Genomic DNA, 25,480 nt, shown 5'->3' with positions numbered 1-25,480 from the left:
CGTCCTTCTCCACATGCACCGATTATGCGATTCGATTACAAACGTGCGAACCCCGAAGCATCTGCGGCGATGCTGGCATTCAACCGCTTCAGTCACGAGACCAAACTCGATGCAAAGCTGATCGAACTCATCAAGATCCGGGCCTCGCAGATCAATGGCTGCGCATTCTGCCTTGACATGCACACGCGGGATGCGCTGGCGCTTGGGGAATCTGACAGGCGTTTGCATGTCCTCGCGGTGTGGCAAGAGAGCGGGATGTTCTCCGAGCGTGAACAGGTCGCGCTTCGATTGACCGAAGCTGTCACGCGTATTAGCAAGCGTGGTGTCCCCGATGATCTTTACGCGGCAGTCCGAACCCACTTCGATGAGCGGGAGTACATGGACCTGATTAGCGTGATCAACATCATCAACTGCTGGAACCGCATCGCAATTGCAACGGGACTCGGACCGCCCGAGAAGGCTTAAGCGAGTATCGCCTCCGAATCAACTAAATCCCCCGACTATCGAACCCAGCGCCGCCCGAAGTGAGAGCCAGATGAACTGGAATAGCTCTTCCGTTTTGGCACGCGTCCGTGTGGTTGTGGCCGAAACAACTGGGGTCATCTTGTCTGCCGGATTATCTCCCCTCAATATAAATGTATTAGCGGCCAGCGTACTGATTCCTTCGATGAGGCCTGCAGAATCCTTACTACTGGTTGCGAGAACTTTCATCGAGACTCCCCGATAATGAGGGGTCAAATTGGTGGTCGAGGTGCCCGCCGCGATGTTCATTGTAACAAAGGCCGTGTCGACGCGACTCTCCGTCAATTCCTTTCGTTCGTTCGGGACGAGGAACGTATTCAGTCTATTAACCGAGAACGAACCAACTGTTGCCTCGAGCTGTAGGTTGAATGCGGAATCATGCAATGGATACGTGGCTTTGATCGCAAGTTGTGACTGGCCGACAAACATTCCGTTCAAATCGAAGCGCGTGGGCACTCCATAGAGTTTGCTCTTCGCATCCGTTGTGAACGGCGAGACGACGACGTTCAGATGATCGAAATTGAGCACGCCTGCCTCTGCGCTGCCCGCTGCTCGCTCACGAAATCGGATGTACCCATTCTGGAGTATGATGGTCTTGATCGTAACTGGGAATGTGATCGATCGCACGAGTTCGTTCGGCATTACGGCATCTGCCGGGAGAGGATCCGCCGGCTGGCGCTTATCCTGATATGAATCGAGTGTCCACACAGGTAATCGCACTGCTCGAATGGCGAGGCCCCGACCCGCCAGCACCCCGGCGATATTAATGCCTTCCGCGCGGAAGTTCGCACATCGAAAGTCCGCCCAACCTTGTGAGTATTTATTCTTTGCGGCGAATGCATCTTCCGACCATTTGGGAATGTAACCGAAATTATCGATCGTGATGAGAGAATCGCGAAGATTTCCCTGTATGTTTCGGAGCTCGACCGCGTAAAGCCCATCGCCCGCGTCCAGACTGAGTCGCGGAACTCGGAACTTGGGGTGAGAGTCTCAATGATTTGCCCTGGAAATATGATGTGTTGTTCGGCGGGCATAGTTATTCTGCTGAGGTCGGGCTCGCTGCCCAGTGCACTGCCTATTCCATGCCATCGAGCGCAAGTATCACATCTTTAATAGATCTAATACCTTATAGATCAGCATTCCTGGCCAAAAGATGGCCTTTAGGACGCCAAGCACGCCCTCCCAGAAAGTCGCCGCGTGTTGGACATAATAGACCACCGCGCCTAGAAATGCGAAGCCATAGATGCTTCCGGCGCTATTATCGACCATGGCTCTTCGGCCACGTCCTCGGCACGATCCATCTTGCTCGTCTGCCATAATTACTCCTTTCGGAGAAATGATGACAAGCCGAGTGCCTTAGCAAGTCAACTGGAAAAGTCGGGCAATACGCGTCGAACGCCATGCATTGCCATAGTCCTGTCAAATCACGCTTGTGGAAGAATCTTCCTCATGGCAAAGATTCTTCCACATTCACGGCAAGGCATCGCCGCGCGTGTTACGGCGAAACTAGAGCGACTCCAGAAACTTCACCAAAGCCTCGCGGTCTCGTTGGGGAAGCATGCGGACGTATTCGCGCGAACGAGTTGCTTCGCCACCATGCCACATAACTGCTTCGAGCAATGATCGCGCTCGGCCATCGTGCAGGAACCGGGTATGTCCATTAACGACATACGTCAAACCGATTCCCCAGAGCGGCGGTGTTCTCCACTCACTGCCTGTTGCCCGATATTCCGGACGGTTATCTGCGAGATCGGGTCCCATATCGTGGAGCAGCAGATCGGTGTAGGGAAAAATTGTCTGGTTCGAAAGCTCGGGAAAATCGGGATTGGTCCCGGTCTTCATCATGGGAATATGACAGGAGCTGCATTTCGCATTGTTGAATAGGTACTTTCCGCGGATGACCTCGGCATCTCCCATATTGCGGCGTCCGGGAACACCAAGAGTCTGCATGTAACCGGCGATATCCCGAAGCGCGGCATCTCCGATCTCCGGCGCTTTCGCGCTATCGGCGACAGCCCAGTATTGAGTCTGGTTATGACAACTCTCAACTCGAAAAATCGGGTTCGTAATGCCCATGTCCTCATTCAGCGCCCCGGCCGATTGCTGTATCAACGATGGCTGCCCGGCCTTCCAGCCAAAGCGTCCAAGCCGCATTGTTTGCGCGGTTGCATCCCACACCATGTTAGGCTTTCCGGAAATACCGTCGCCATCGAGATCGTTTTCATCGGCATGCGATAGAATCTCGTCATCTGGAATTGATTCCAGAAGTCCCAGACCAAAAACGGATGGCGCAACGCGTGGAGAAGTCATCAGGCCGGCCGGTAGTGGCATATAAGGATTGGCGATCGTGTACGAAGGCGCAGCAAGTTCATAGCTTGAGCCGTCCGCGAACGTATGCGTTTGCATCGAGTATGAAATCTGAACATCCGCTTCCGGAGCGACGTCATAGGCTGCGCGCTGTTGAAGCTGTCCGCCAAACCCCGGAGCAGGATTGGGACCTCCATGTGGATCGGTGCCGGGGACGCTGAGCCGAATGAGAAGTCCAACCATACTCTCATCGCCGATCGGAGCCCGGCCACGGCCGTCATTGACATGACACGCGGAACAGGCGTTGGCATTGAACAGTGGTCCCAGGCCCCCATTGGGTGATGCTGGGGCCGGGACGTATTGTGCTTCGAACTGAGCATCGCCTCGCTCGTGCATTGCCGCATGATCGGCCGAGACGTTGGGCAGCACTTGACTGAATGCCGTCACACCCTGAACGAAGACGGTCTGCGAACCGCCGCTCATTGATTCATCGATGGAACTCGTGGAAGCCGGTGGGCTCGAAACAGAATTGGAACAAGACTCGAAAATGGGTGCGCAAACCAGAACGGCGACAATAGATGTGTTGCGCAGATGTGAAATAATCTTTGCTTGTAACATGGTCAGTTCTCCTCTTTTTGAATGATCGGGACGAGTTTGGAATTCAGCAAATCCTCAAGGGAGGTTATTGCATCTACAGCAGTCGGGACGAGCGGCGATCGGTCTAGGATTGCCGTGCCGAACGGTGAAGGAATAGCAGATACCCTCGCGATCGCTGTGTCGAAGCCGCTGCGGATCTCACGATCGAGCGCGGAATCGCCAGAGGAGAGAAGCATGGACAGGCCATGCCCGGTCGTTGCTCCTCCCCCGGTATATACATCTCTGGCTCCACGCAATCGCGCTGCAAACTCGGAGACCGTATTGCCAGAGAATGGGGACGGGTCGAGAAGTGGGTTGCCGGACTGATACGGCAGTCCGATACCCTTGTTTGCCAGATCATCACACATACCGGAGATTGCCGTAGTAACATCGAGCAATGCAGCTCGCTGCGTCGGATAGAGATCACTTCCTGAACCGGCATCCACAAAGGAGCGATAATAACTTCCACTGGTTGCAGAATCCCAGCTGCTACGAATTTGGCTCGCGGTCGCCATTACATCATTCGCCAGCACCAAGAGGTATTGCAGGGCCCGTGGGGAAAGATCATGCGCAAGCTTCGAACCGTTTGATCCGAAGAGAACATATTCTATCGCATGAAAACCTCTCAAGTCTTCCTCCCAACCAGCGAGACTTTGGCTATTGATTGGCGCAGTTCCTTCAAGCAGTGAGTCGATTCGATCGTATGCAACCGGCCACGGATCAATGGTCGGAGCCGTGGCGTTCGTGGCAATATCGCCAATGTTACATGCGTAGCAATGCTCCCAAGCGCTACGCATTACACGCCATGCGTCGCGGGAATTTTGGAGGTTTGCATCGGTCGGAGACGACTGCAATACCATGATTGACTGGTCGAAGGTGGTTGCGCGTTGGTCGAACTCCGAATATGTTGGGACGAAGAATCGATCGGCAAGATCGGTCAGAACGACACTGTTGTGCGGTGACGGGCTGATCGTAGGGCCAGTCGGACTGGAACATGATGCAAAGAGTAAAGCAGAGAATGGCACGATGCTCAAGAGCATCGTGCGCGAACGCATAGTCGTCATAGCCGACACTAATCCTTTCTGTTGATTGGCTAAACTAAAATTCCGATACAGCAGTAAAACGACCAAGTATGCGAGTTGAAGACTTCCGAACAGTTAGAATAGTCTCGTATATACTTGGTGCAACGAGTAAAAACAATCTTTGAAGAAAGGCAACGGTTCCGAAAGTCAAATTACATTAAGCACAAGTAATTTAATGAAATCGATGTCTATTCAGATATTTATAGAAGCGCCGACAACCAACCGATGCCGTGACACTTTGGAAGTGATTCCTGAAATCGGATTCTTTCGGTGGTAAGGTGAGTTCGCCACAAACTGCTTACTATTGCGAGGGCACTATGGAATCATCATTGAATGGTCAGTATCGTGAGATGAATGCCGAGTCCGACGAATCATTGGATATGACTCATAGCGGCGAAGTGTCGGCGGAGGACGCATCCCCGAGCTTCTATCACAACGCGATTCAAGTCGGTCGAAATTTGCTCCAGCGTGAGATGGGTTTTGGAGGCTATCTGATACTTGCTGTTGTGTTGATGGTAATCTTGGTCGTTTACGGTTATTTCTTCGGTAATCCTCTGCATGGCGCGGCGGGCCCGGACTAAGTAGCAATGGCCACCCTTTCGATGGCCATTGCTTGTTTCTCAATAATTAGTTTGATCGATCATTTTGCGATCCAGTCGTCCATTGCCATTGTCTTGCCTTCTCTGGTATGGGTGACAATGGAGCCTGTAACGGCATCGCCGTTCAAATCGATAATGATGGTTCCAAGATCGGCCTGAATCACCGTTGGGCTGGAGCGATCGAGCATTTTCATCACGACGATCGGCTTATGCATGCGTTTGCCAGTCGGCAATCCGCTCGCCACATCACGAGGGTGTTGGATCTGCGGTGTCACCGTGATTGTAAATGCAACAGACTCCTTTGGGCTTTCGCCACCGCTTGGCAGCGATGTTCGCCCGGATGATCCGGGACCTGTTGTGCTCGGCCGGCTTGTGCCAAACGACCAGCGATACGTACCGGCTTGCAGTGGAGGCGTCATAAAGGTGCCGTCACCATTGATCGCAACTCTCGTCTCCTTGCCAGTCGAGTCTTTGAAGATAAGATATGCGTTGATCGCTTTCGCGTGAACCAGCGATGTAACACTGAATGCGATAAGGGCAACCAGGCCCATCATTCCAATGCGAAGGATGTTGTGTGGCTTCATAGGTTTTTGGATTGTATGTAAAAGGCGGATGGGGCAAAACTCATCCGACCGTGGGGACAGATGTCCGTGAAGGAAAGTTTCAAGTCGGAATCTTCGGTCAACTCCGAACCGTGCAAAATTACTTGAATCCGCCAACAACCATCCCGAGCGGACGACGGATCGCGTACCACAAGAATTGAAAGAACTCCTGCGTCGGCTGACGTTCAAGAGTTGCACGGCCGGTCTTTGGAGGACCGCCACCTTCGTCAGGATTATCGTCCCGCAGCACGAGAAGATTCGCTGCTAGCGTCTTGATGCCTTCTTCAATATCCGGCGGATCATTTGGATCCGGCGGAAGTACCTTCAGCTTGAAATGATCATAAATCGGGGTGACGACCGCGTTTGCCACTCCACCCTGGATATTCACCTTAATATCTCCATTGTGGAATTGGCCACTCATGACCTGCACATGTTCTGCGTTGACAAGGAATTGGTTGAGCTGCGTTGCATCGAACGGACCGACCGTTCCATCGATCGAGAGATTGAGTACAGAGTCGTGCAACGGATAGATCAGCCGCGCGCGGGTGGGGGACTGGCCGACGAAGATTCCGCTCAGGTTAAATTGTGTCGGCCTGTGAACCTCGGGGCTGGCCGAATCCAGCGTGATAGGAGTAGCCTCGACTTGTACATGTTGAAAGGTGAAATCGCCGGTCGGGACGCCGTTACGAGTGTGTTCCCGAATTTGAATACGGCCATCCTCCAGAACAATGTCCTGAATCGTGACGGGGATATTCATTCCGCGGACAATATCATTGGGCATTACTGCCGGTGGGGGATGTGGATCCGCCGGTTTGCGCATGTCCTTGTAATAGTCAAGCCACAGAGTTGGCGCATCGAATTTCTGAACGATGATACTTTCTCCGGCGATCAAGCGCTTCGTGTCGATGCCTAAGAGTTGCACTGGCGCCAGTCGAAAGTCAGTCCGTCCCTTGGAATAGGTATGGCGCGCGGCGAACTCATCCTCCGAATACTTTGGAATATAGCCAAGGCTATCCATGGTCACAGCCGATTTGATCAGATCTCCATTCAAATTGCGAATCTCCCAGGAATAGAATCCATTCAGCGGCGCGTAGCTGAAGGTCGGGACCTTGCAAACAACTTGTCCGAACGCGAGCCGAGCTCGTTTTTTTGACGGCGGATAAAGATGAAAGTTGTCGACGTTGAGAGTAGTGACTTGGGTTGTTAAGGTGGGAGAAAAGCCATTCGAAGCGGAATCCCTCTCGTGGAATATGACGCTCCCATGGGGCAGAATCGCGCGACCAATCGAGATCGGTAGCTTCATTGTACTCTTCGTCGCAGCCTGCGTCACGTTCGCGGTGACCTTGTCGGCCATGCGTTCGATTTGCCAGGACTGAGCCTTCGCTGTGTGTATGGCGATTTTCTTGGTGTCCATTAAATTCGGAATGTCGATCCCCTCGATTTGTATGTGCGTCGCTTGATAGCTCATGTTGTTGACCGCGCGCCCTGTGGATTTGGATTGATACCGTGCCGAACCGGCAGCGATCGAACGGCCTTTGAGCCTGACATGCGCGTCCCGAAGATCGATTACATTACGCTGCGCTTTATCTGAATAGTGAAATGTCGGCGCATCGACCCAAATGTCTTTAGAAAAGAAGAGATTGTTGCTCGATGCACTGGTGGAATCGAGGTTGAAACTTACCGCTACGAGTCTTGCGCCATGTGCCAGGATCCTCGGTGCCGATCCGCCAGTAATCTGCAGAGTGCCATTCCGAAGATCGATTTCGCCAATCCGAACCGGAAGTGAAATTGACTTTGCGATATTTCTCTGCTTGGCCCAAATCGATTGGCTCGGCTTTTTTGATTTGGCGCCGCTTGGCAATTGAGAAACTCGCCACGCGCTCGTCCGAAGCGAACTGGCGGCGATGCTCTCTCCGCTCGCGAGATGGGGGAAGTCGATGCCGGCAATGTCCACTCCATCGAACTCTATCGGGGTGGCGTGTGTCCGATCGCCACTGCGCGCTCGCGAATCATACGAGATGCTGTGTGCCCTCACGAAGGAGTCTTGAATATTTGCTTCGAGAGCGTTTGCTTCGATCGATGTACCCGTCGCACCATAGCTTACAAAAGCCGAGCGGATCTCGAGTTGCTGCGAGAAGAATGGCTGCTGTGCAGCTATGCCAGTATCTATATTCAAACTTGCGGCCGTAATACTCAGGTCATGCGCCTTGAAAGAAGATGCATTCGACAACTGAACGTCCACCGTGCCGCTTTGCAGATCCGCATGCTTCACCTCAATCGGGATGTGTATGGACCGCGCGAGCGCATCCTGCCACGATCCCGATTGAGCCGGTCGTTTGCTGGTATCGGCGGCAGCCAGCGCAACGCTCCATGTTCTACTATCGAGGGAGCCGATGGAAATGCGCTTGCTGGTAATGAACCGATTCCAGTTCAGATTGCGGACGCGAATTCCCGAGCCATGAAATGCCGTTGCACTCGTTGCACTCGCGTATGCAAAGGAATCGATCGTCATGGCTGAATCAGCCGATGCGATGTATGCGCCGTTCAGCAAAAATGCTCCCATCGAATCAGCATATGCAAGATGTGGTACGCCGAGATCGAACCGGTCCCATGCCAAATGTAACAGTGCCGGCGATTTCGTATCGTACTTTAATTTCCGGCAACTGAACGATACCGAGCCCACTTCGTGGTCGCCAGAATGATCGCGTCCAAATATTAGAATATCCGGTAGCAATATGGTCTTCGCCGAGATCGATAGATTACTCTGCGACGAACTACTCGACGGTCTCGCCGTGTCCGGCAGCACCATCTTTGTCAGCGCGCGCTCTCGGGCCGCATCGCAAAGTGCGATCTTCGGGTCCCACGTTCGGACTGTCGAAAACGTAATCGGCTTTCCGAACAAGATGTCCCACCAACTGATACCGGTCACCAGAACCGAGTCGATGGTGATTCGCCGGACTGTTGTTCCGCGCTCGCCGGGCAGGTAGCCGGCGCGGGCGAAGTCAACTCCGGCGGCCAACAGATCGCCCTGGTGATAATCGAATCGCGCGAAGTGTAGCCGGTACTCGCCATGCCAGGCTGTCCGCACATCGTCCGCCAACTTTTGCTGCGCGATTCGGCTGAGGATGCCATCAAAGAAGAACATGATGAACGTCCACAGCGAAACGATGAATGCCATCACGATCCAGGCGATGGTCTTACGGGTTGAGGTGCGCATTTTACCCAAAAAGTGGCTTTCTTCTGTGTCTCCTCCTTTCTCATTTCGTGCCACTCCACATCAAATTGACCTCATCTCAGGAATTACATCAAGATGGGGGATGGGCCTCACGGACTACGTGACTTTCAGAAAAGTACAGATGCAGCGCGCGCACGTTTGGGTGCCGGTTCAGTTTAAGTTCACAATATACTTTATGTGCTTGACTTGACAGGCATAATCTTCGTATCTTTGTAGGCATGAATTTGGAGCACGCAACGACGATAGCGGGTTACATCATTGCTATCTTGATGCTATCGTATGTTCAGCGCCTACGAGATAAGAAAAAATGATTAAGCCAAAAAAGACACCGCGAGATGTAAACCAACTGGCCGCGCAGATCGTGGCACTCAGCACCGGACAAGCGGAGCCAGAAGAAGAGTTGACGCCCGAACAGAAGTTCAGGAAGGAGTTCGCCCGAAGTGGTGGGCTGGTCGGTGGGAAAGCAAGGGCCGCGTCCCTCTCGCCACGGAAGCGCAAGGAGATTGCGAAGAAGGCGGCGGCAGCGAGGTGGAAAAAGAAGCCCAATAAGTAGTTTTCTCGAATTCTGATTTTTCAGTCACCATAGGAACCACCGGATAGCAATGCGTGTCTGTCTGATGGCTACTTTACGTTTTTGCTGCAATTCGCACAAAAGCATTACAACATTCAAGCGACTGAAAAAATGGAAAACGAGACAATGGACATCTTGGATGTCGAAGACATCCGCCCGCTGTTAGCGGCTTTGGTTACGGGCCTCAATACTCTTTCGGCTGAATCTTTCAATACGGCGAGCCAGAAGACATATTATGATGCCCACATTACATGGCTCACCGGCGTAATCCGATTCTCAATGGCGCAGCGCCTTCTTGCGGAACTTGGACTTCGGTTTGGGTATCCCGTAATCAAAACGCACTCTCGGGCCACGTTGATAACGAAGCATTTTTCGGTTCATCTCTGCCGCCTTAGCTCGCGCAAGCAGCTTCCGCGTGAATCGAAAGAGAAAACGTCAACTGCCCAATACAACCTTTTTACAGGGACGCCGGATGCACTTCCCGAAAGACTGTATTTAGTGATCGGCTTCGTGTACTCGACATCTGGTAAAAAGACACTGGAAGAACGTCTCAGTCAGCCAGCACTCATTCAAGCGGGATTGCCCCTGCCGGATTGGACTGGCTATGCTCTCGAACCGGCGCAAATATCAGAATATCTTGCGCGTGAACCGAAAGCAGAAAAACCAAGAATCAACATCATCGACGACACGATTCGCGAGGCCCTGCGCAAACGTGCGAAGAAGATTAAGCGCAACGATAACGAACAATCATCAGAGGCAGCATGACCACGGTTCCACACGAATTCAACGGAGAAAAGTTAACAGAAGCCCGCGAACTCAATGAGCGCACGATGGTGTCGCTCGCTGAGGAAGCGGGTCTTAGTAGGCAGATGCTCTCTGCCTACGAAAGCGGTAGGCTCGTTCCGCGTCCAGACAACCTATACCGCTTAGCCCTAATTCTTGGAGTTAAGGAGAGTTACTTCATGACTCCCTCTTCGATCAAATCGAATCCCACCTATTTTCGATCGTTCGCTGCACTTACTAAGCGAGCGAGAGAAAGCGCGGTGAGAAGACTCGATATTTTTCAGTCATTAGCACATTCTGTTTGTGAAACGGGAATTGTGATCGAGCCGGATATTCCTGATTACAATTTGGGAGACTCGCCCGAGCAATACACAGAAAAACAAATTGAAAAATATGCCGATGACCTCCGGCGAGATTGGAGATTAACCAGCGGACCAATTTCGAGCATGTCGGGCTTGCTCGAAATCCACGGTATTCTAATCGCCTGCTCCATGTTCGGCGATAGGAACCTTGACGCTTTTTCCGAATGGGGTCAAGACGGTCGCCCCTATATCTATTTGTGCATGGACAAGCATTCTGCGGCGCGAGCCGCCTTTACGTATGCTCACGAATTAGGCCATTTACTGCTTCATCGGCAGGTGCCGAAGAAAAAATTCGAGTCCCGGTTGTATCATAAATTGTATGAGCACCAAGCGGATATTTTCGCCGGCGCCTTTTTACTTCCGGCCCAATCATTCGCAGCGGAGCTTCCAAAGTTCAGCCTGGACTATTTCCTTTCGATAAAACCCCGCTGGCGCGTGTCAGTGGCGGCGATGATTAAACGGTGCGCTCAACTCGGCTGGATAACCGAGTCAGAGGAGAAGAATTTATGGATTAATTATTCAAGACGCGGTTGGAGAAACCATGAACCCTACGACGAGGATAGTGCTGCCTTGCGAGTGGATGAGCCAAAGCTTCTTTCAGAAGCGATTGCAGTCCTTAACGAGGAAGGCATTCTTACCACGGAGAGCTTGCGGGAGGATCTAAAAGTCCCCGCAGATCGACTTGCAAAAATGTTCAATTTGGATATTCTTCGCAGTCCAAATGCGCCGCCACTTCGTAGCGATGACCCGTTTCAACGCTCGCTTCCGGCCAATGTAATTCTTTCGAATTCGACCAGAACGGGCACCTAAAATAAAAGCGCCCCGGATTGGGGCGCTCGAAGGTCGTTGGCTAAGGACGAACTTCACATTCAAATAGACTGAAGGATAGCGAGAATGGAAATCACAAATCCCCCACTTACCCCCACAACGCCCAAATAAGCACCAATCGTTCGTCCAAAATGGCATTCCTGAGGAATTCTATTTTGTCTCAATTAAACTGACACTTGTGCTTGACAAGACACGTATAATGTTGTATCTTTGTATCAACAAATACGACGAACGTTATGAACCGACTCAGCCGCGAAAAACAGATTGAAGTAGTGAAGGCACTCGTTGAGGGCAACAGCATCAACGCAACCGTGCGCATGGCTGGCGTTGCGAAGAATACAATTCTGAAGCTGCTCGTTGAACTCGGAGAGGCTTGCCAGTCGTACCATGATGCGAACGTTCGGAACGTGACTTCGAAGCGGGTTCAGTGTGATGAGATTTGGAATTTCGTTGCCAAGAAAGACCGAGCTTGCACAATGGAAGAACGTAGCATGACTGGAATCGGAAGCACATGGACGTGGGTAGCCATTGACGCTGATTCGAAGCTGGTGCTTTCGTATCTCGTTGGCGGACGCGACGGAGAATATGCGTATGCCTTCATGCAGGACGTGGCAGATCGGTTGGCGAATCGCGTGCAACTTACGACCGACGCACACGGCGTTTATTTACAGGCTGTGCGTGAGTCATTTGGTGAGGCCATTGATTATGCCATGCTGATTAAGAAGTACGGCAAAGGACAGGACGGTCCCGAGACTCGTTACAGTCCAGCGATTTGCACCGGGATTGAGAAGAAACCGAAGATCGGAAATCCAAACTACGATGAGATTTCCACGTCCCTCATCGAGCGCCAGAACTTAACGATGAGAATGTCCATGCGCCGGTTCACACGCCTCACGAATGGCTACTCCAAGAAGATCGAAAACTTGGAAGCCGCCGTTGCATTGCACTATATGTTTTACAATTACATCCGAGTCCATCAAACACTCGGAACAACACCGGCAGTGAGTGCGGGTCTAACCGATAAAGTTTGGAGCTTCGAAGACCTGATTAGCATGTTCGAGAGTTTCCAGTTCGAGCGCAAGATTGCAGCACCGAAGAAGAAGAAAGCGAACCGATAGGCCGAACGCTTGTTTAGCATGAAGGGCGAGTCGTTGACGCGACCCGCCCTTCAATTTTCATAACCATAATTACGAATCAATCATGGCTAATCAAACTTGGAAAGAGGGCGATGAGGTTTGGCACAAATCAGGTGGCCCCAAAATGGTCGTTGATGAGGTCTCGGCGCAAGGCTTAACCATTACATGCAAATGGCATCTTAATGGCGAGTTCAAAACCCAAGACTTCCATCCCAATGCACTCACTAATAAAGACCCTAATTCATAGTCAGTTTAGGGCAGTTTAGAATCTTACGAAGAGAAGATCGTCTGGGCTGAACGTGCCCTCCCTGAGATCGGCACCAATGAACCATTGGCAAACGACTCCTGCCGCCGTGACTTCACGCACGGTCATGGTGTGATTGTGCGTTCTTTTGATAACGACATCCCCGCATTTAAATTCCTGTTCTGAGTTCATAAGTCAAAAAGTATAAGTGAATGTCTAAATTAATTCAAACTGAACCGACACCCACGTTTGTACTTCATGAACTTTATTGAGACATAAGACTTTACAGTATTCTGTCTATAAGACAGAATACTTTTCTCCGCACCTATCCGCATAGGTGCCCATCACATCAGAAGTAACATACGAAAGAATTCTGCGCTCTCAATCAGAACGGCTTGCCTTCCATCAACACAACGATGAGAATGAGTGCGACGCACATCAGCATCGTCATCGTGCGCAGCTTACCGAGCATTGGCGAAGAGGGAAGCGGCGTGCCCGAGGCAATGATCTTCTTGAGCGTCCCCGACGCGATGCCATGAAACGCGAAGAGTGCGATGAAGAACAAGAATGAGATGCGGAACCACCAGGTCTGTTCGAAGACCCAACCGGTTGCCGCGAGCATTCCAACACCCGTCACAAGCATGATGACCATACTCCAGACGACGATCTTGAACATCTGCAGCATGAATTGGGCATTTGCCCAGCCTGGTTTGCGCGCCATGAGTGCAAGCGCGGTGATGAGGCCCAGCCCGGTGACGGCGGCGAGAAGATGGATGACGGAAAGAATGATATTTAACGACATGCCCTACAAACGGAATTTGTGCGGGCACCGTTCGGCGGGTCAAGAAGGAACTCCGAAGACCTCTCGCCATGTCTCATATCCTCACACTTGACACTCACACTCATGGATTCCAACACAGCAGAGATTTTAGAACTCGAACGGCAATTCTGGCAGACGATGATCGACCGCGATGTCGATGCCTCCATTCGTCTCACCGACGACCCATGCATCGTTGCTGGCGCGCAGGGAACGGCGAAGATCGATCACGCCATGTTCCGGCAGATGATGATTGGCGGCACCTGGAAGCTGCACCGCTTCGAGTTTAAGAATGCGCAAGTCTATTTCCCAAGCACGGACCTCGCGATCGTCGCGTATGACGTGCATGAAGAGTTGACCGTCGATGGTGCGCCGCTCAACATGGACGCCGCCGATACGTCCGTCTGGACACGCCGCGATGGCCGCTGGGTCTGCTCGCTGCACACCGAGTCGGTCAAAGGCGATCCCTATGGCCGTGATCGAAAAAGGTAATATCCCGCGCTAATGCCGCGGGTTCTTCTCGAGCTGTTCCTTCATCGTTGTGTATTCTTTGGGGTTGAACATCCTCCCATCGCTCGTGACAAACTGCATGGTACCCGAGATTGTATCGCCATCAGTATTGACGGTGAGGTCCGCACCATCGTTGTCGAGGATGATGATTGAACCGCTTTTGCGCTCGACGGGCTTCGTGACCGTGATGTCCTCATACTTCGGCTTACCGATCTGCTTGCTCACGTCCGACGAGCGGTCCCAATGGAAGCGCACCTTCACGCGCGCGATCTCCGAGACTGATGGCGCCGAGGCCTCCCGGCTGCTCGAGCCGCTGCCCGCCGGCTGGCTCAGCATACTCCACCGATACGCACCGGCGGCCAACGGTGGCGACTTGAACGTGCCATCCTGATTGATGGCGACTTTCGTCTCCTTTCCCGCTTTGCTCTTGAAGATGATGTACGCATCGAACGACGCGAAGCTACTGGTGGCATAGCCAACGAGCGCGATTGCGACAACGCTCGCGATGACCAATGGACGAAGGATTGATTTCATAGGCAACAAAAAAAGAATTGTGACGTGGGGGCCGAAAAAACCCTTCGGGGCCAACCTCGCTGGTGAAAAGTAGATTCCAACGCTAATCTGTAGAATGTCACCCATTCGCTGCATCCGCTCGGGGTCCCACAATCAACATACACGGCGTTGGCGCTTAGTGGTTGTGTTGGTAAAGTTGTAGCACATTGCCAAACGGATCGGCAAAAAGCGCTACCTGCTCTTGAGCGGTGGCATTCCCTGCATTGACGACGCGTCCTCCATTTGCGGTAATGAGCGCGAGCGTATCTGGAATACTATCGACCATGATGGAGATGAGAATTCCCTGTTCTGTTGAGGGCTTCTTGCCGAGCACCCACATTCCGCTTACCTCGCCAACGGAGTCATCGAATGCGGCATTGTCGGCATTGTCGCTTCGAATCTCCCAGCCAAACGCCGCTCGGTAAAACTGAGCCGATAGCTGAATATCGGAAGCAGGAATTTCAAGGTAGCAAATTTTGCCGTTGCCAAATGTGGGATGTGTGTCTGCCATAGTCTGTTTTCAATTGATATGCACCCGTTCGCGGACCCGCAGTTGTCATGCGGGGCTTCACGCGAGCGGTGACGTATTCCATATTGCGTCTGACAAAACCACATTCAGGTTCAGAGAATGCCGCCGCCCGTGTGCCGGGAAGCGCTGCTTCCCGGCGGCGCGCCGAAAGTGATGACGCCCAAGCCCACACCGAGCTACGCGCGCGCGAGGCAAAACCCAAACACCCGAATCACAAAGGCGGGAAGACGCATCCTAACTTGAAGGGCACAATTTATGATCACCGAGGAGAACCACTTTGAAAAACCGAACGTATCCCTTAGCCTATGAAAACTTACACAGAGCAGGTATACGACGTTCGCACACCAGTGCCATCGTTCAGTTTTATTGTGAAGCGGGACGATGTCGAAGTTTACAAAGGTGTTACAGTGACCTTAAAAGTACCCTATCCTAAGATTCTTGACGGGAAATATGTGCGTCAAAGGGTCAAGGAGTTACTCGTGAAGGAGAAGTTGGATATTGTTGGCGCACTCGCAAAAGCTAAAGGAACCATCACGGTCGTTTTAAACGTCTTAGTTCTTGAGCAGGAGAGGGAAGAGATTGAAGTAAAGCGACTGAATCCTCCGGAACGCTATTTCCCAATTACCAAGCTTGAGGACATGATCACCAAGCAGGTGCAGCGGGCTGCCAAAGAGGCTTTTGAAACACAAAAGAAATTGCGTGGTCACAAATAAGTCCTATTTAACGCAGAATTGGACGGTCTTCACCCTTTGATCAGGATTGGATCAGGTGGAATCAGATAAGAAGGCTTTTTTGAAATCAATCCATGCTTGTGGTAGAACCTAAAACGCATCAGAATTGGGACATAATACCAGTTCTGGCGATAGTTCTCGTTTTGTTTGAGGAAGTCGTTGACGAAATCGCTCAGAAGTGCAAGGACTTGCTTCTCACCCAAAAAAGCAAGCGCCATCAACTCTGTGAAGGCCCCGTAGAAAAAGCATAGGGTTCCAAGGTTCTTGTATAAGTGAGCTAAGTAATAGCCGTCTTGCAGCTGAATGACGCGCGGAATGCCCAAATAATTCGCCCATACTCTAAACTTGTAAAGCACGTTGAGGAGAAAATCTTCTTCGGTCGTTAGTGAAAGGTATAGGTCCTCAAGTTGATAAATCGATAAGTCATACCGTGGAGAGCGAGCGTAATTAAACTTCCAGAACGCCTTCTCACCACGCTTGGCGTTAAGCACTTTCGCGGGAGCGTGCGAGAGATTGAAGGGATAACAAACAAGATCGGTTTCAAATTTGCTAAGCAGGTTCTTATGAAAATAGTTTGTGCTCTTGCGGTGCTCTTCAGTGCGCAAGTTGTCTGAGTTAGTGAATACGAGCGCGTTCACGTATTCGTAAATGGCGTAGTAACTTTGAACAATATTCCACGCCGCAAATCTTCCGTGACAGGAATCCGGGGAGACCCTTGTGCCTATTGCCAAAATGTTTTCATTCAACGGTGTAGATCTGACCATTTCATTGTACCAGCCCTTTGTCAAATGAAACGTGAATCTGTCTGGAGACGACGACCGCCCTTTAAGTCGAGTAAGCTTTCCTATCTCAAATTGCTTCTCGGTTAAGAACTGATCAAAAAGTCTGTCTAATCGGTATGCCTTCCTGCTTCGGATATCCTCCTTTGAAGAATACCGAAGTTTGATAAGCCAAGTGAACGCATCAATCGTATCGTGAAAGCATAAAAAGTCCGCCAACTCCGGATTGTATTCATACATGAACGAACGATCAGCTACGAGAGCAATCTTGTTCGCGAACTCAGGGAATTTGCTGACTGCGATGAGCTTGTACACATCACTTCGGCTGAACTCAAATTGACCATTAACTTCATAACCTGTTATGAAGTCGCGATCAATTAGCCGCCTCAGCAATGAAACCTCAATTCCTGTTGCGTCTGACCATTTTTGTAACTGTTTGTCTTGCATTGATTATTCTTTCTCAATCTGGATAACCAGGCTGCCAGTGATAGTGACGCCGAAGAGAGGAGAGAGTTCTCTTGACGGTGAGTTCTAGGCACTTGATGTCCGCCCTGACTTCTTCGACGAAGTACTCCGGGCTCATCACGTTTTGATGAATGAGAAGGTGTCTTCTGCCAATCAAGTCCTCAAGTCGTTTGTCTAATCCAGAACGCGCTCGATTAGAGGGCCTTCTCAATATGCCCAGTAGGTCAATCTGGGGATCGACCTCCCTATAGTATTCAGCGATCCGCTTCACGTTTTGGAAGGTCATTGACTTGGCCACAGCATCCTCAACTTTCAAAAGCCCCTCGCTAACTGCGACCATATCGTCGGCTGAAAGCCGAGCAGACTTGAAAACTCCCTGCTTGCGTGGAGAGTAAGTTAGGAGACCGACATATACTGAACGAAAGAAGTCTTCGATACATGAGACTAGGTACGGGGCTAGCAGGTTGTATACGATAAGCGGCGGCTGCATTCCAGCTAGCTGGGGAATGGCCTTCAGTAGTTTCCGATCAATCATTGCATCGCTCTCCTTGTGTGCATTCAAGAGGACACCCGCTGCAACGATAGCGTTTTGAAATCTTGACTCAGCGTAGTAACAGGCTGCCTCAGCTTTCTCTCGAACAAACCCGTCATATGGGATATACTCACCTTCGCCAGCATCGGAGGTGAACTTACCTCCGAACCTCTCATGCACCGCCTTGATCGTCAAATTATGGTAGTCATTATCATACTTGCTACGCCAGACGGATGTGCGTGTATGCATGCTCGCACCTGATTTGCCTTTTGATTTGACCCAAGCTCCTACGCCTTCACGATATCGAAAGTGTTCGTCCTTGTAAAAACTGAAGAATACGCCTTTGAAGAAAGGCGTGCCCGCTTGCTGCTTGTAACCTAAGATCTCGAGGAATCTATGAACCTCTTTCGACGATGTCCCTCGGGGCAGGTCGATATAACAATCCCATCCCACAGTAGCTTCCCTATTTGAAGAGGCCGCTCTTAGCGCCGTTGATTTATGAAAAAATCAAAGAGGCCACCTTGCGGCGGCCTCTTTGTGTGAATCCTAAAAGGTCGCCGTATTACGAGCACCCGCTCGTGGTCCCGCAGTCATCGCAGACGGTGCAGGCGCCGTTGCGCTTGACGCGCATCGAGCCGCAGGCGGAGCATTGCTCGCCGGTGTAGCCTTTCGAGCGGGCTTCGCTGCGGAGTGTGCTCAGTGCCGCGCGCGGAGTGTTCGGGTGTTTCACCTCCGCCATCACCGGCTCGTCCACTAACTCGCTGCGTAGCTTGGCGATGTTCTCGTCCTCGCTGACGGTCCGGCCCGCCACTGCATCGGTCTGCTCGGCCCGATCCGCAGCATGAGTTGCCGCCGGCGTCTCAGTTGGCGGCACATGCTTCGGCTCGTCCACAGCCTTCACGTGGACGAAATCCTCGCGACCGAGATACTCATACCCCAACGCGCGGAAGACGTAATCCAAAATCGATGTGGCGTTCTTGATCGCCTCGTGTCCCTGCACGTTGCCGGCGGGCTCGAAGCGCGTGAACGTAAAGGTATCGACCAACTCTTCGAGCGGCACGCCGTATTGCAGCGCCTTCGATGCGAGCACGGAGAAGCAGTTCATCAGTCCCTTGAAGGACGCGCCCTCCTTGTACATGTCGATGAAGATTTCTCCGAGCGATCCATCTTCATACTCGCCGGTGCGGAGATAGACTTTGTGTCCGCCGACGACGGCTTCGCGGAGCCATCCTTTGCGCTTGGTCGGCAATCGGTGACGGCGCAGCTCGGGCGGCACGGTCCATCCATCGCCAACGCCTTCGCTGGCCAGTTCCTGATTCTGGAGTTCGAGCAACTGGTGAATCTTTGCGGCGTCGATCGTCTCGTTCGCCGGATCTTCCACGTCGTCGAACAACACTTCCTCTGCGAGATCGCCGTCCTCGTTCGAGGAGTTCAGCGGCTGCGAGAGCTTGCTTCCATCGCGATAGAGCGCGTTGGCCTTGAGCATCAGCTTCCACGAATCGAAGTAGGCCTTCGATACTTCCGCGACGGTCGCCTCGTTCGGCATGTTGATGGTCTTGGAGATCGCGCCCGAAATAAATGGCTGCGCCGCGGCCATCATGCGGATGTGCGCCTCGTATGGAATGTAGCGCGTGCCATAGCGTCCGCACTTGTTCGCGCAGTCGAAGATCGGAAGATGTTCGTCCTTCAGCGCGGGCGCGCCTTCGAGTGTCATCGTGCCGCAGACATAATCGTTGGCCTTCTGAATTTCCTCGCGCGTGAATCCGAGCGAGACGAGCATGTTGAAATTTGGATCGACAAGCTGCGACGGCGTGAAGCCCAGCTTCGCGCAGAACTCCTCGCCGAGCGACCACTTGTTGAAGGCGAACTTGAGATCGAAGACGTTATCGCACTGCTTCTCGATCTCGTCGATCTTCTCGTCGGTAAATCCTTTTGCCTTCAGCGTGTGCCGGTTGATCGTCGGGCAACCGACGAGCGTGCCGTGGCCCTTCGAGTATTTCTCGATCTCCTCGATCTGCTTCTCGCTGTAGCCAAGCTTCGTCAGTGCCTTATGCACGGACTGGTTGACGATCTTGAAGTATCCGCCGCCAGCCAGCTTCTTGAACTTGACGATCGCGAAGTCCGGCTCGATGCCGGTCGTGTCGCAATCCATGACGAGACCGATCGTGCCCGTCGGCGCGATGACGGTCACCTGTGCATTGCGGTAGCCGTGCTTCTCGCCAGTGGCATACGCGCGGTCCCACGCATCGCGGGCGGCTTGGAGTAAATCTTCCGGGCAGAACTCGGGATCGATGCCCATCGGCTTGATCGTGAGTTGTTCGTAGCGGTCCGGCGCGGCATTGTACGCTGCGAGCTTGTGATTGCGGATGACGCGCAGCATCGAATCCCGGTTTGGCTCGTAACGCGGGAATGGGCCGAGGTCCTTCGCCATCTCGGCCGATGCGGCATAGGACTCACCCGTCATGATCGCCGAGAGCGCGCCCGCAATGGCCAGCGCCTCGGGAGAGTCATACGCGATGCCGGCCGTCATCAGGATCGTGCCGAGATTCGCATAGCCCAGGCCAAGCGTGCGGTAATCGTACGAGCCTTGTGCGATCGCGCGCGATGGGAATTGCGCCATGAGCACCGAGATTTCGAGCACGATCGTCCACAGGCGAACGGCGTGCTTGTAATCATCGAGCTTGAACGCGCCGGTCTCGTCATCATAGAAATATGCGAGATTGAGCGAGGCAAGATTGCATGCCGTGTCGTCCAGGAACATGTACTCGGAGCACGGATTGCTCGCGTTGATGCGGCCATCGGTGGGGCAGGTGTGCCACTCGTTGATCGTCGTATCGTACTGCAAACCCGGATCGGCGGAGGCCCATGCCGAAAGCGTGATCTTATCCCATAGCGTCTTCGCCTTGACCTTCTTGGCGGTCTTGCCACTCGTTCGGAATTTCAGGTCCCACTCGCCATCGGTCAGCACGGCGTGCATGAAGTCGTTCGTCACGCGGACGGAGTTGTTCGAGTTTTGTCCCGAGACGGTCTGATATGCTTCGCCTTCGTAGTGCGTGTCGAATGTCTTGAAGTCGATGTGGTCGTAACCCATCGTGACCATCTGCAGGCAGCGCAGAATGTAATTCATCGGCACGCCACGCGCAAGTGCGCGCTTGATCGCGATGTCGAGATCGTGGTTCTCCTTGCGATCGGTGCCGCCATCGGCCGCGATCTTCATGATCGTGTTCAGGAACACATCGCAAACTTTCGAGCCGGCGACCATCGCGGCGACCTTCTGCTCTTCGAGGGCCTTCCACTCGATGAACTGCTCGATATCCGGATGGTCGATGTCCAGGATGACCATCTTCGCGGCGCGGCGCGTCGTGCCACCGGATTTCACCGCACCGGCAGCGCGGTCGTTGATTTTGAGGAAGCTCATGACGCCTGAAGCGGCACCGCCACCTGAAACGCGCTCGCCTTCGGCGCGGAGCGCGCTGAAGTTGGTGCCCGTGCCAGAGCCATACTTAAAGATGCGCGCCTCGCGCGTGACGAGATCGAAAATCCCGCCTTCATTCAGCATGTCGTCCTTGATGGACTGAATAAAGCAGGCGTGCGGCTGCGGGTGAGTGTAGGCATCGGTCGAGCGGGTCATCTCGCCAGTCTTCGGATCGACATACCAGTGTCCCTGCGGCGTGCCCTTGATGCCGTAGGCCCACGCAATGCCCGTGTTAAACCACTGCGGGGAGTTCGGCGCGGCCATCTGACGCAAGATCATGTAGCTGATCTCGTCATAGAAGGCTTGTGCGTCTTCTTTGGAATCGAAATACCCGTGGTCTTCGCCCCATGCACGCCAGCAACCGGCCAGGCGGTGCGCGACCTGCTTGATCGAGCGCTCGGGACCGAGCACGACCTCACCCTTTTTATCTCGCAGCGGCACGCCGAAGGTATCGACCTGCGGCACGCCGGCACGGCGGAAATATTTTTGTGCGAGGATATCGGTCGCGACCTGCGACCAATGCTTGGGGACCTCGATGTCCTGCATCTCGAAGATGGGCTTGCCATCCGGATTCCGGAGCACGGAGGCGCGTTTCGTGTACGAAAAGAGGTCGGCCGGGCTGGGGGACGCACCCATGGTCCCCGGGCCCGCCTTGGTAAAGCGACGTGCGATCTGCATAGCTGTTGTAACGCTAATTTATCAGTTTTTGATCTCTGCTCCACACAAAATGTAGAGCGAGGGCGAGGCTTTTGATGAGATCATCGATGATCTCATCTGCCTCTATTAAGCTTTTTTAACTTCCATAGAACCCCCGCCTTTTCAAGGCGGGGCGCATCGTCCACGATGCAAGGGGGTGGTTAACCCAAAATCCCAAACCTCCGCCCTCAAAAGAGGGGGTAAGTCTCCCGCCCCGACTCTTGAAAAGCCGGGGGCGCGGATGAGTGACCATCCGCATGGGGTGGTTACATCTACCAGGGGCTGTTAGGGGTCAGACGGCGCAACCATGGTCGCACCGTTTTTCGCGGTAACTCGTGAAGCATCCGAGTCCGCGACAGGATTCGGTGATCTAATGAGACCATCGATGATCTCACTTAGGGCTCGGGGCTAAACTCTGTGGTGTGCCGTCAATACAACCGTGGTTGCGTGATACTTAGCACTCAGCACTTAGCACTCAGCACTGCGATTCGCATGATCGCTCATGCGACGAATTCCGTGCATCAAACTTACTAAAATACCGCGTGAATTGTTCGCCGAAACGCCCCAATTCTTCCCACATTTTTTAAGAACAATTGCCCGAGTTATCCACCGCTTTTCGGAAGTTGTGTGTAAGTTGTTGGAAAGGAGTGGGAAGGGGAAAGAAGGAATCCCGGAGAATACATTGCCTGTCCTTGCCGTTAGAGCAGGAAGAATAGAGACTTCAAAATGTTCTCCCCAAGATTCCTGATCCGATCGTTCCGAATTAGCGCGCTCGTCATCGTGTCGGTTGCGGCTCTCACGAACGCCACCCTTGCACAGCCATTCACGTGGCATTACATGGGAAAAGCCGGTGCCACCTGCGGTTATTTTTGGAACGCGAGGACTGGAGTGACAGGCTATGGCACAAGCATCCTCTATACGCGCGACGGGCGAACGTGGCGCGATGGTAGCGGGCTCACGGGTAATCTGTTTGTCAGCTCGATCCGTTGCTTCGATGGCAGGACGCTATACGCAGCGGGCCTCAATCGCGGCGTGGGTAATGGAGAAGTGTGGAAGTCAACCGACTCTGGGGTCTCCTGGAGCTTTGTTTTTAGTCAACCATTGGGGATCAATCCCAATGGATGGGAAGGGGCCGATGTCTATTGGGACTACAAGGCCAACGCTCCGGCACTCCGGGGTACGACCGTTGTGAGTTTGGATTCGAATCACTTGTTCAACACTCAAGGAGATTGGGCAGCATACCGGTCCATGGACGGAGGCATTTCGTGGAAGAGCTGTGGAAGTTCTATCGCTGGATTTAGCGCTTATGCTGACCCTCTTAACAAGCTCTACTATTCAAGTCAGGAGATAGGTTACATTCTAAGCTCGACCGATTCCGGGATGACATGGAACAGCTTGCCAAAGATGCCGTCCGTAGCCTGGATGGATGGTGTTGAGGGTTGTGGCGAAAAAATCTTTGTTCGGACTGGTGTTGGACTATACAGGAGCATAAACCGCGGGACAACGTGGGATAGCCTCGGAGGTCCGAAGACTCGATTTCAAGAAGCCAGACGGTTTAATATCATTGGCTGCAGTTGCTCCACGGTAATTGCACCGGATGACACGGGTGCGCTTTGGATTGCCAACCCGGAAGACGCGACTCCGCCACCAAGCCTCCACTCCACATTCTCCACCAACGGATTCGAATGTGACACCTCCAACATTCTGGTCAAGATCGATTCCTCTTTCCTGCCCGGTCGATTGCGTCTTTATTTAACAGACGATTCTGATGGTACCTTTTCCATCATTGGGCCGGATACCATACTTGGAAATTCAACAGGTTCAAATATTTTCGTCAGCTTTACCAGTCACGATCTTCGCTCGCATCATGCAACGATCACGATCGTCCCCCTCGATTACGGCCAGTGCATGTCGGAGAGTCATACCATTTCTGGAAGAGCGAGTCTTGCCGCGCCGGTCATTCCTGGAGCGTATGTGAGGGTGGGATGTGACACAGCAAAGGGTGCAATAACGATTCTCAATTCCAATTGCGATAGTATTCGCCTCACCAGCGCGAACAACCCTTCGTCTGATTTTTCCCTCCTTCCCTTCGATTCCGTTGTAAAGGCTACTGGCAGTATTCCGTTCTCATTCTTGCCACTTCTCAAAACTGGCTTGCAAAAATATTCCGTACACCTTACCGGGCATTTCGAGCCTTCGGGCATTCCTTTCGATACAATTATTTCGGTCACCGCTCAATACGGGCATCTGTATTCGAATGTTGTAGTGCCCGCATTGACGTTCGATTTAGGAATACTGCCGAACTGCAACCCTCAGCGCCGATACGCTGTTCACATTTTGGAATGATGGTTGCGATACGTTACGAGTGCCCTTGTCTCAGACTCCCGGCAAAGAGTGGAGCATTACACCTGCTTCGGATACACTTACGCTCTACCCCGGTCAGCTTGATACGATTCGCGTTCACTTCTCCACACTGATTCCTGGCTTCTTCACTCAGAGCCTTACGTATTCCTACTCCGGCCCTCACTCCGGCACGCTCCCGATCCACTTGAGCGTGACCGTTCTAGCTGTACATCCTGTCGTCTCTCTCTCAGACACAGCGTTCGCTCTCGGCAACCGCTCCATCTGTGCGAGTGATACCATCGTGAGCGTTTGGGTTCGTAATACCGGATGTGATACGGTGCTTTGCAGTAGGTCACATATCACGAGAAGTAATGCCTTTATACTTCTGAACTCGGGTGACACCGCGCTCGCACCAGGCGATTCCGTTCAACGGACAATTGCCGTGCATCTGAAACAGAAAGGTCCGGAGCAGGGAGAGTTCATCACACACCTGAGCCGAACAGACGGCACCATGTCCCACGACACTCTAATACCACTCTCCGTCAATGTCGTCCGTGGCGCGGCGTTGCTTACGTGCAAAACATCCGCTCTCGATCTCGGCACCACCCCCATCTGCGAGGAGCGCGACACGTTCGTTGTGATTCAGAACACGGGCTGCGACACGGTGTGCGATTCATCGATCTCGATTGCACCGCGTGGCGCGGCCATCCTGGCCGCGTTTATGCTGGCGAAGCCGTGGAGCGCGCGGTGCCTCGCGCCGGGCGAGCGGGATACCGTGTGGCTTGTATCGAGCATGGACACGAACGGACATGCTGGACAGAATCTGGCGACGCTGAGTATTATCTCCAATGCGGACACCGCCTTGCCTCCGATCACACTCACGCGAGAAATTCAGTATCCGGCTGAGTGGCACCTCACCATCAGCGCGCCGGACAGCGCCTACGCGGGCAAGCCGGTCATCTACAAGCTTATCCAGCATGGCGCACTGCCGGCTGACGTCACCGCGATCGACTTCGTGCTGCATTATGATGACGACTTGCTGCAATTCCTGCGGGCGGACGAACCGTTCGTCACAACGCAAGCCGGAAGTGTTGTGCAGCATGTTGCGAGCTTGGGAATTCACATCGCGCCGGTGCCAACGGAC

Annotated in this window: 23 protein-coding genes; 11 read left to right on the top strand and 12 right to left on the bottom strand. The window is 52.9% G+C overall.

All coding sequences use genetic code 11. From position 1 onward, the window contains the following. The first annotated feature begins 24 nt into the window (after positions 1-24). Positions 25-465, top strand: coding sequence for a carboxymuconolactone decarboxylase family protein (locus Q8902_12545; GenBank protein ID MDP4200384.1), 441 nt, complete (start codon positions 25-27; stop codon positions 463-465). An 18-nt stretch (positions 466-483) separates the two neighbouring features. On the opposite strand, the gene Q8902_12540 is transcribed toward Q8902_12545, so the two are convergent. The 4 genes from Q8902_12540 to Q8902_12525 all read right to left on the bottom strand — a co-directional run bounded on the left by Q8902_12540 (position 484) and on the right by Q8902_12525 (position 4,529). Then, the gene (locus Q8902_12540) at positions 484-1,230 is read right to left on the bottom strand and encodes a DUF748 domain-containing protein (GenBank protein ID MDP4200383.1); all 747 of its coding nucleotides are present in this window, start codon (positions 1,228-1,230) and stop codon (positions 484-486) included. Positions 1,231-1,623: 393 nt separating this feature from the next. After that, positions 1,624-1,839 carry a hypothetical protein gene (locus Q8902_12535; GenBank protein MDP4200382.1) on the bottom strand — a complete coding sequence of 72 codons (216 nt, stop codon included), beginning with the start codon at positions 1,837-1,839 and terminating at the stop codon, positions 1,624-1,626. A 189-nt stretch (positions 1,840-2,028) separates the two neighbouring features. Beyond that, positions 2,029-3,447 (bottom strand): di-heme oxidoredictase family protein, encoded by a 1,419-nt coding sequence (locus Q8902_12530; protein MDP4200381.1) that lies wholly within the window; start codon positions 3,445-3,447, stop codon positions 2,029-2,031. A 2-nt stretch (positions 3,448-3,449) separates the two neighbouring features. Continuing rightward, on the bottom strand, positions 3,450-4,529 hold the full coding sequence (locus tag Q8902_12525) for an imelysin family protein (GenBank protein ID MDP4200380.1): 1,080 nt from the start codon (positions 4,527-4,529) through the stop codon (positions 3,450-3,452). A gap of 335 nt (positions 4,530-4,864) precedes the next feature. Here Q8902_12525 and Q8902_12520 point away from each other — a divergent pair, with 335 nt between their 5' ends. Continuing rightward, the gene (locus tag Q8902_12520) at positions 4,865-5,128 is read left to right on the top strand and encodes a hypothetical protein (GenBank protein ID MDP4200379.1); all 264 of its coding nucleotides are present in this window, start codon (positions 4,865-4,867) and stop codon (positions 5,126-5,128) included. Between the two features lie 59 nt (positions 5,129-5,187). Here Q8902_12520 and Q8902_12515 read toward each other — a convergent pair whose 3' ends face one another. Together Q8902_12515 and Q8902_12510 are read right to left on the bottom strand one after the other, a co-directional pair. Next, the gene (locus Q8902_12515; protein MDP4200378.1) at positions 5,188-5,730 is read right to left on the bottom strand and encodes a hypothetical protein; all 543 of its coding nucleotides are present in this window, start codon (positions 5,728-5,730) and stop codon (positions 5,188-5,190) included. A gap of 118 nt (positions 5,731-5,848) precedes the next feature. Further along, a complete protein-coding gene (locus tag Q8902_12510; protein MDP4200377.1) occupies positions 5,849-8,965 on the bottom strand; it encodes a hypothetical protein in 3,117 nt (1,038 codons plus the stop codon). Positions 8,966-9,290: 325 nt separating this feature from the next. Here Q8902_12510 and Q8902_12505 point away from each other — a divergent pair, with 325 nt between their 5' ends. The 5 genes from Q8902_12505 to Q8902_12485 all read left to right on the top strand — a co-directional run bounded on the left by Q8902_12505 (position 9,291) and on the right by Q8902_12485 (position 12,910). Continuing rightward, on the top strand, positions 9,291-9,536 hold the full coding sequence (locus Q8902_12505; GenBank protein MDP4200376.1) for a histone H1: 246 nt from the start codon (positions 9,291-9,293) through the stop codon (positions 9,534-9,536). A gap of 129 nt (positions 9,537-9,665) precedes the next feature. Further along, positions 9,666-10,319: a hypothetical protein gene (locus Q8902_12500; protein MDP4200375.1), complete on the top strand. Its 654-nt coding sequence runs from the start codon at positions 9,666-9,668 to the stop codon at positions 10,317-10,319. Continuing rightward, the gene (locus tag Q8902_12495; protein MDP4200374.1) at positions 10,316-11,509 is read left to right on the top strand and encodes an XRE family transcriptional regulator; all 1,194 of its coding nucleotides are present in this window, start codon (positions 10,316-10,318) and stop codon (positions 11,507-11,509) included. Before Q8902_12500 ends, Q8902_12495 begins: the two co-directional genes overlap by 4 nt. 254 nt (positions 11,510-11,763) lie before the next feature. Then, the gene (locus Q8902_12490; GenBank protein MDP4200373.1) at positions 11,764-12,645 is read left to right on the top strand and encodes an IS1 family transposase; all 882 of its coding nucleotides are present in this window, start codon (positions 11,764-11,766) and stop codon (positions 12,643-12,645) included. An 82-nt stretch (positions 12,646-12,727) separates the two neighbouring features. Continuing rightward, positions 12,728-12,910, top strand: a complete 183-nt coding sequence (locus tag Q8902_12485) for a DUF2158 domain-containing protein (GenBank protein ID MDP4200372.1) — start codon at positions 12,728-12,730, stop codon at positions 12,908-12,910. Between the two features lie 382 nt (positions 12,911-13,292). Here the strand turns inward: Q8902_12485 and Q8902_12480 are convergent, their stop codons facing one another. Continuing rightward, entirely contained in the window at positions 13,293-13,709 is a 417-nt protein-coding gene (locus tag Q8902_12480) for a hypothetical protein (protein ID MDP4200371.1), read from the bottom strand. 102 nt (positions 13,710-13,811) lie between these two features. Between Q8902_12480 and Q8902_12475 the strand changes: the two genes are divergently transcribed. Next, on the top strand, positions 13,812-14,216 hold the full coding sequence (locus Q8902_12475) for a nuclear transport factor 2 family protein (protein ID MDP4200370.1): 405 nt from the start codon (positions 13,812-13,814) through the stop codon (positions 14,214-14,216). A 9-nt stretch (positions 14,217-14,225) separates the two neighbouring features. Here Q8902_12475 and Q8902_12470 read toward each other — a convergent pair whose 3' ends face one another. Further along, entirely contained in the window at positions 14,226-14,768 is a 543-nt protein-coding gene (locus tag Q8902_12470) for a hypothetical protein (GenBank protein ID MDP4200369.1), read from the bottom strand. A gap of 154 nt (positions 14,769-14,922) precedes the next feature. Beyond that, positions 14,923-15,297 carry a VOC family protein gene (locus tag Q8902_12465; protein ID MDP4200368.1) on the bottom strand — a complete coding sequence of 125 codons (375 nt, stop codon included), beginning with the start codon at positions 15,295-15,297 and terminating at the stop codon, positions 14,923-14,925. A 323-nt stretch (positions 15,298-15,620) separates the two neighbouring features. On the opposite strand from Q8902_12465, the gene Q8902_12460 reads away from it, so the two are divergent. After that, positions 15,621-16,028 (top strand): hypothetical protein, encoded by a 408-nt coding sequence (locus Q8902_12460; GenBank protein ID MDP4200367.1) that lies wholly within the window; start codon positions 15,621-15,623, stop codon positions 16,026-16,028. A gap of 29 nt (positions 16,029-16,057) precedes the next feature. Here Q8902_12460 and Q8902_12455 read toward each other — a convergent pair whose 3' ends face one another. The 3 genes from Q8902_12455 to Q8902_12445 form a co-directional block, all read right to left on the bottom strand. Next, the gene (locus tag Q8902_12455) at positions 16,058-17,272 is read right to left on the bottom strand and encodes a hypothetical protein (protein MDP4200366.1); all 1,215 of its coding nucleotides are present in this window, start codon (positions 17,270-17,272) and stop codon (positions 16,058-16,060) included. A 13-nt stretch (positions 17,273-17,285) separates the two neighbouring features. Further along, positions 17,286-18,071, bottom strand: a complete 786-nt coding sequence (locus Q8902_12450) for a hypothetical protein (GenBank protein ID MDP4200365.1) — start codon at positions 18,069-18,071, stop codon at positions 17,286-17,288. A gap of 313 nt (positions 18,072-18,384) precedes the next feature. Next, entirely contained in the window at positions 18,385-21,975 is a 3,591-nt protein-coding gene (locus Q8902_12445; GenBank protein ID MDP4200364.1) for a vitamin B12-dependent ribonucleotide reductase, read from the bottom strand. Between the two features lie 744 nt (positions 21,976-22,719). Here Q8902_12445 and Q8902_12440 point away from each other — a divergent pair. Beyond that, entirely contained in the window at positions 22,720-24,339 is a 1,620-nt protein-coding gene (locus Q8902_12440) for a hypothetical protein (protein ID MDP4200363.1), read from the top strand. Between the two features lie 25 nt (positions 24,340-24,364). Continuing rightward, positions 24,365-25,480: hypothetical protein (locus Q8902_12435; protein ID MDP4200362.1), on the top strand; the 1,116-nt coding region annotated here is incomplete at its 3' end.

It is taken from the genome of Bacteroidota bacterium, assembly GCA_030706745.1.
GTDB lineage: Bacteria > Bacteroidota > Ignavibacteria > Palsa-1295 > Palsa-1295 > PALSA-1295.
This window is presented reverse-complemented; position numbering and strand designations above follow the sequence as displayed.

Excerpts from the sequence above, each read along its gene's own strand:
- Q8902_12440 (MDP4200363.1), top strand. The coding sequence starts at position 22,720 with ATGTTCTCCCCAAGATTCCTGATCCGATCGTTCCGAATTAGCGCGCTC.
- Q8902_12525 (MDP4200380.1), bottom strand. The coding sequence starts at position 4,529 with ATGACGACTATGCGTTCGCGCACGATGCTCTTGAGCATCGTGCCATTC.
- Q8902_12460 (MDP4200367.1), top strand. The coding sequence starts at position 15,621 with ATGAAAACTTACACAGAGCAGGTATACGACGTTCGCACACCAGTGCCA.
- Q8902_12465 (MDP4200368.1), bottom strand. The coding sequence starts at position 15,297 with ATGGCAGACACACATCCCACATTTGGCAACGGCAAAATTTGCTACCTT.
- Q8902_12520 (MDP4200379.1), top strand. The coding sequence starts at position 4,865 with ATGGAATCATCATTGAATGGTCAGTATCGTGAGATGAATGCCGAGTCC.
- Q8902_12510 (MDP4200377.1), bottom strand. The coding sequence starts at position 8,965 with ATGCGCACCTCAACCCGTAAGACCATCGCCTGGATCGTGATGGCATTC.
- Q8902_12475 (MDP4200370.1), top strand. The coding sequence starts at position 13,812 with ATGGATTCCAACACAGCAGAGATTTTAGAACTCGAACGGCAATTCTGG.
- Q8902_12505 (MDP4200376.1), top strand. The coding sequence starts at position 9,291 with ATGATTAAGCCAAAAAAGACACCGCGAGATGTAAACCAACTGGCCGCG.
- Q8902_12500 (MDP4200375.1), top strand. The coding sequence starts at position 9,666 with ATGGAAAACGAGACAATGGACATCTTGGATGTCGAAGACATCCGCCCG.
- Q8902_12495 (MDP4200374.1), top strand. The coding sequence starts at position 10,316 with ATGACCACGGTTCCACACGAATTCAACGGAGAAAAGTTAACAGAAGCC.
- Q8902_12545 (MDP4200384.1), top strand. The coding sequence starts at position 25 with ATGCGATTCGATTACAAACGTGCGAACCCCGAAGCATCTGCGGCGATG.
- Q8902_12455 (MDP4200366.1), bottom strand. The coding sequence starts at position 17,272 with ATGCAAGACAAACAGTTACAAAAATGGTCAGACGCAACAGGAATTGAG.
- Q8902_12515 (MDP4200378.1), bottom strand. The coding sequence starts at position 5,730 with ATGAAGCCACACAACATCCTTCGCATTGGAATGATGGGCCTGGTTGCC.
- Q8902_12450 (MDP4200365.1), bottom strand. The coding sequence starts at position 18,071 with ATGCATACACGCACATCCGTCTGGCGTAGCAAGTATGATAATGACTAC.
- Q8902_12445 (MDP4200364.1), bottom strand. The coding sequence starts at position 21,975 with ATGCAGATCGCACGTCGCTTTACCAAGGCGGGCCCGGGGACCATGGGT.
- Q8902_12485 (MDP4200372.1), top strand. The coding sequence starts at position 12,728 with ATGGCTAATCAAACTTGGAAAGAGGGCGATGAGGTTTGGCACAAATCA.
- Q8902_12535 (MDP4200382.1), bottom strand. The coding sequence starts at position 1,839 with ATGGCAGACGAGCAAGATGGATCGTGCCGAGGACGTGGCCGAAGAGCC.
- Q8902_12470 (MDP4200369.1), bottom strand. The coding sequence starts at position 14,768 with ATGAAATCAATCCTTCGTCCATTGGTCATCGCGAGCGTTGTCGCAATC.
- Q8902_12530 (MDP4200381.1), bottom strand. The coding sequence starts at position 3,447 with ATGTTACAAGCAAAGATTATTTCACATCTGCGCAACACATCTATTGTC.
- Q8902_12490 (MDP4200373.1), top strand. The coding sequence starts at position 11,764 with ATGAACCGACTCAGCCGCGAAAAACAGATTGAAGTAGTGAAGGCACTC.
- Q8902_12480 (MDP4200371.1), bottom strand. The coding sequence starts at position 13,709 with ATGTCGTTAAATATCATTCTTTCCGTCATCCATCTTCTCGCCGCCGTC.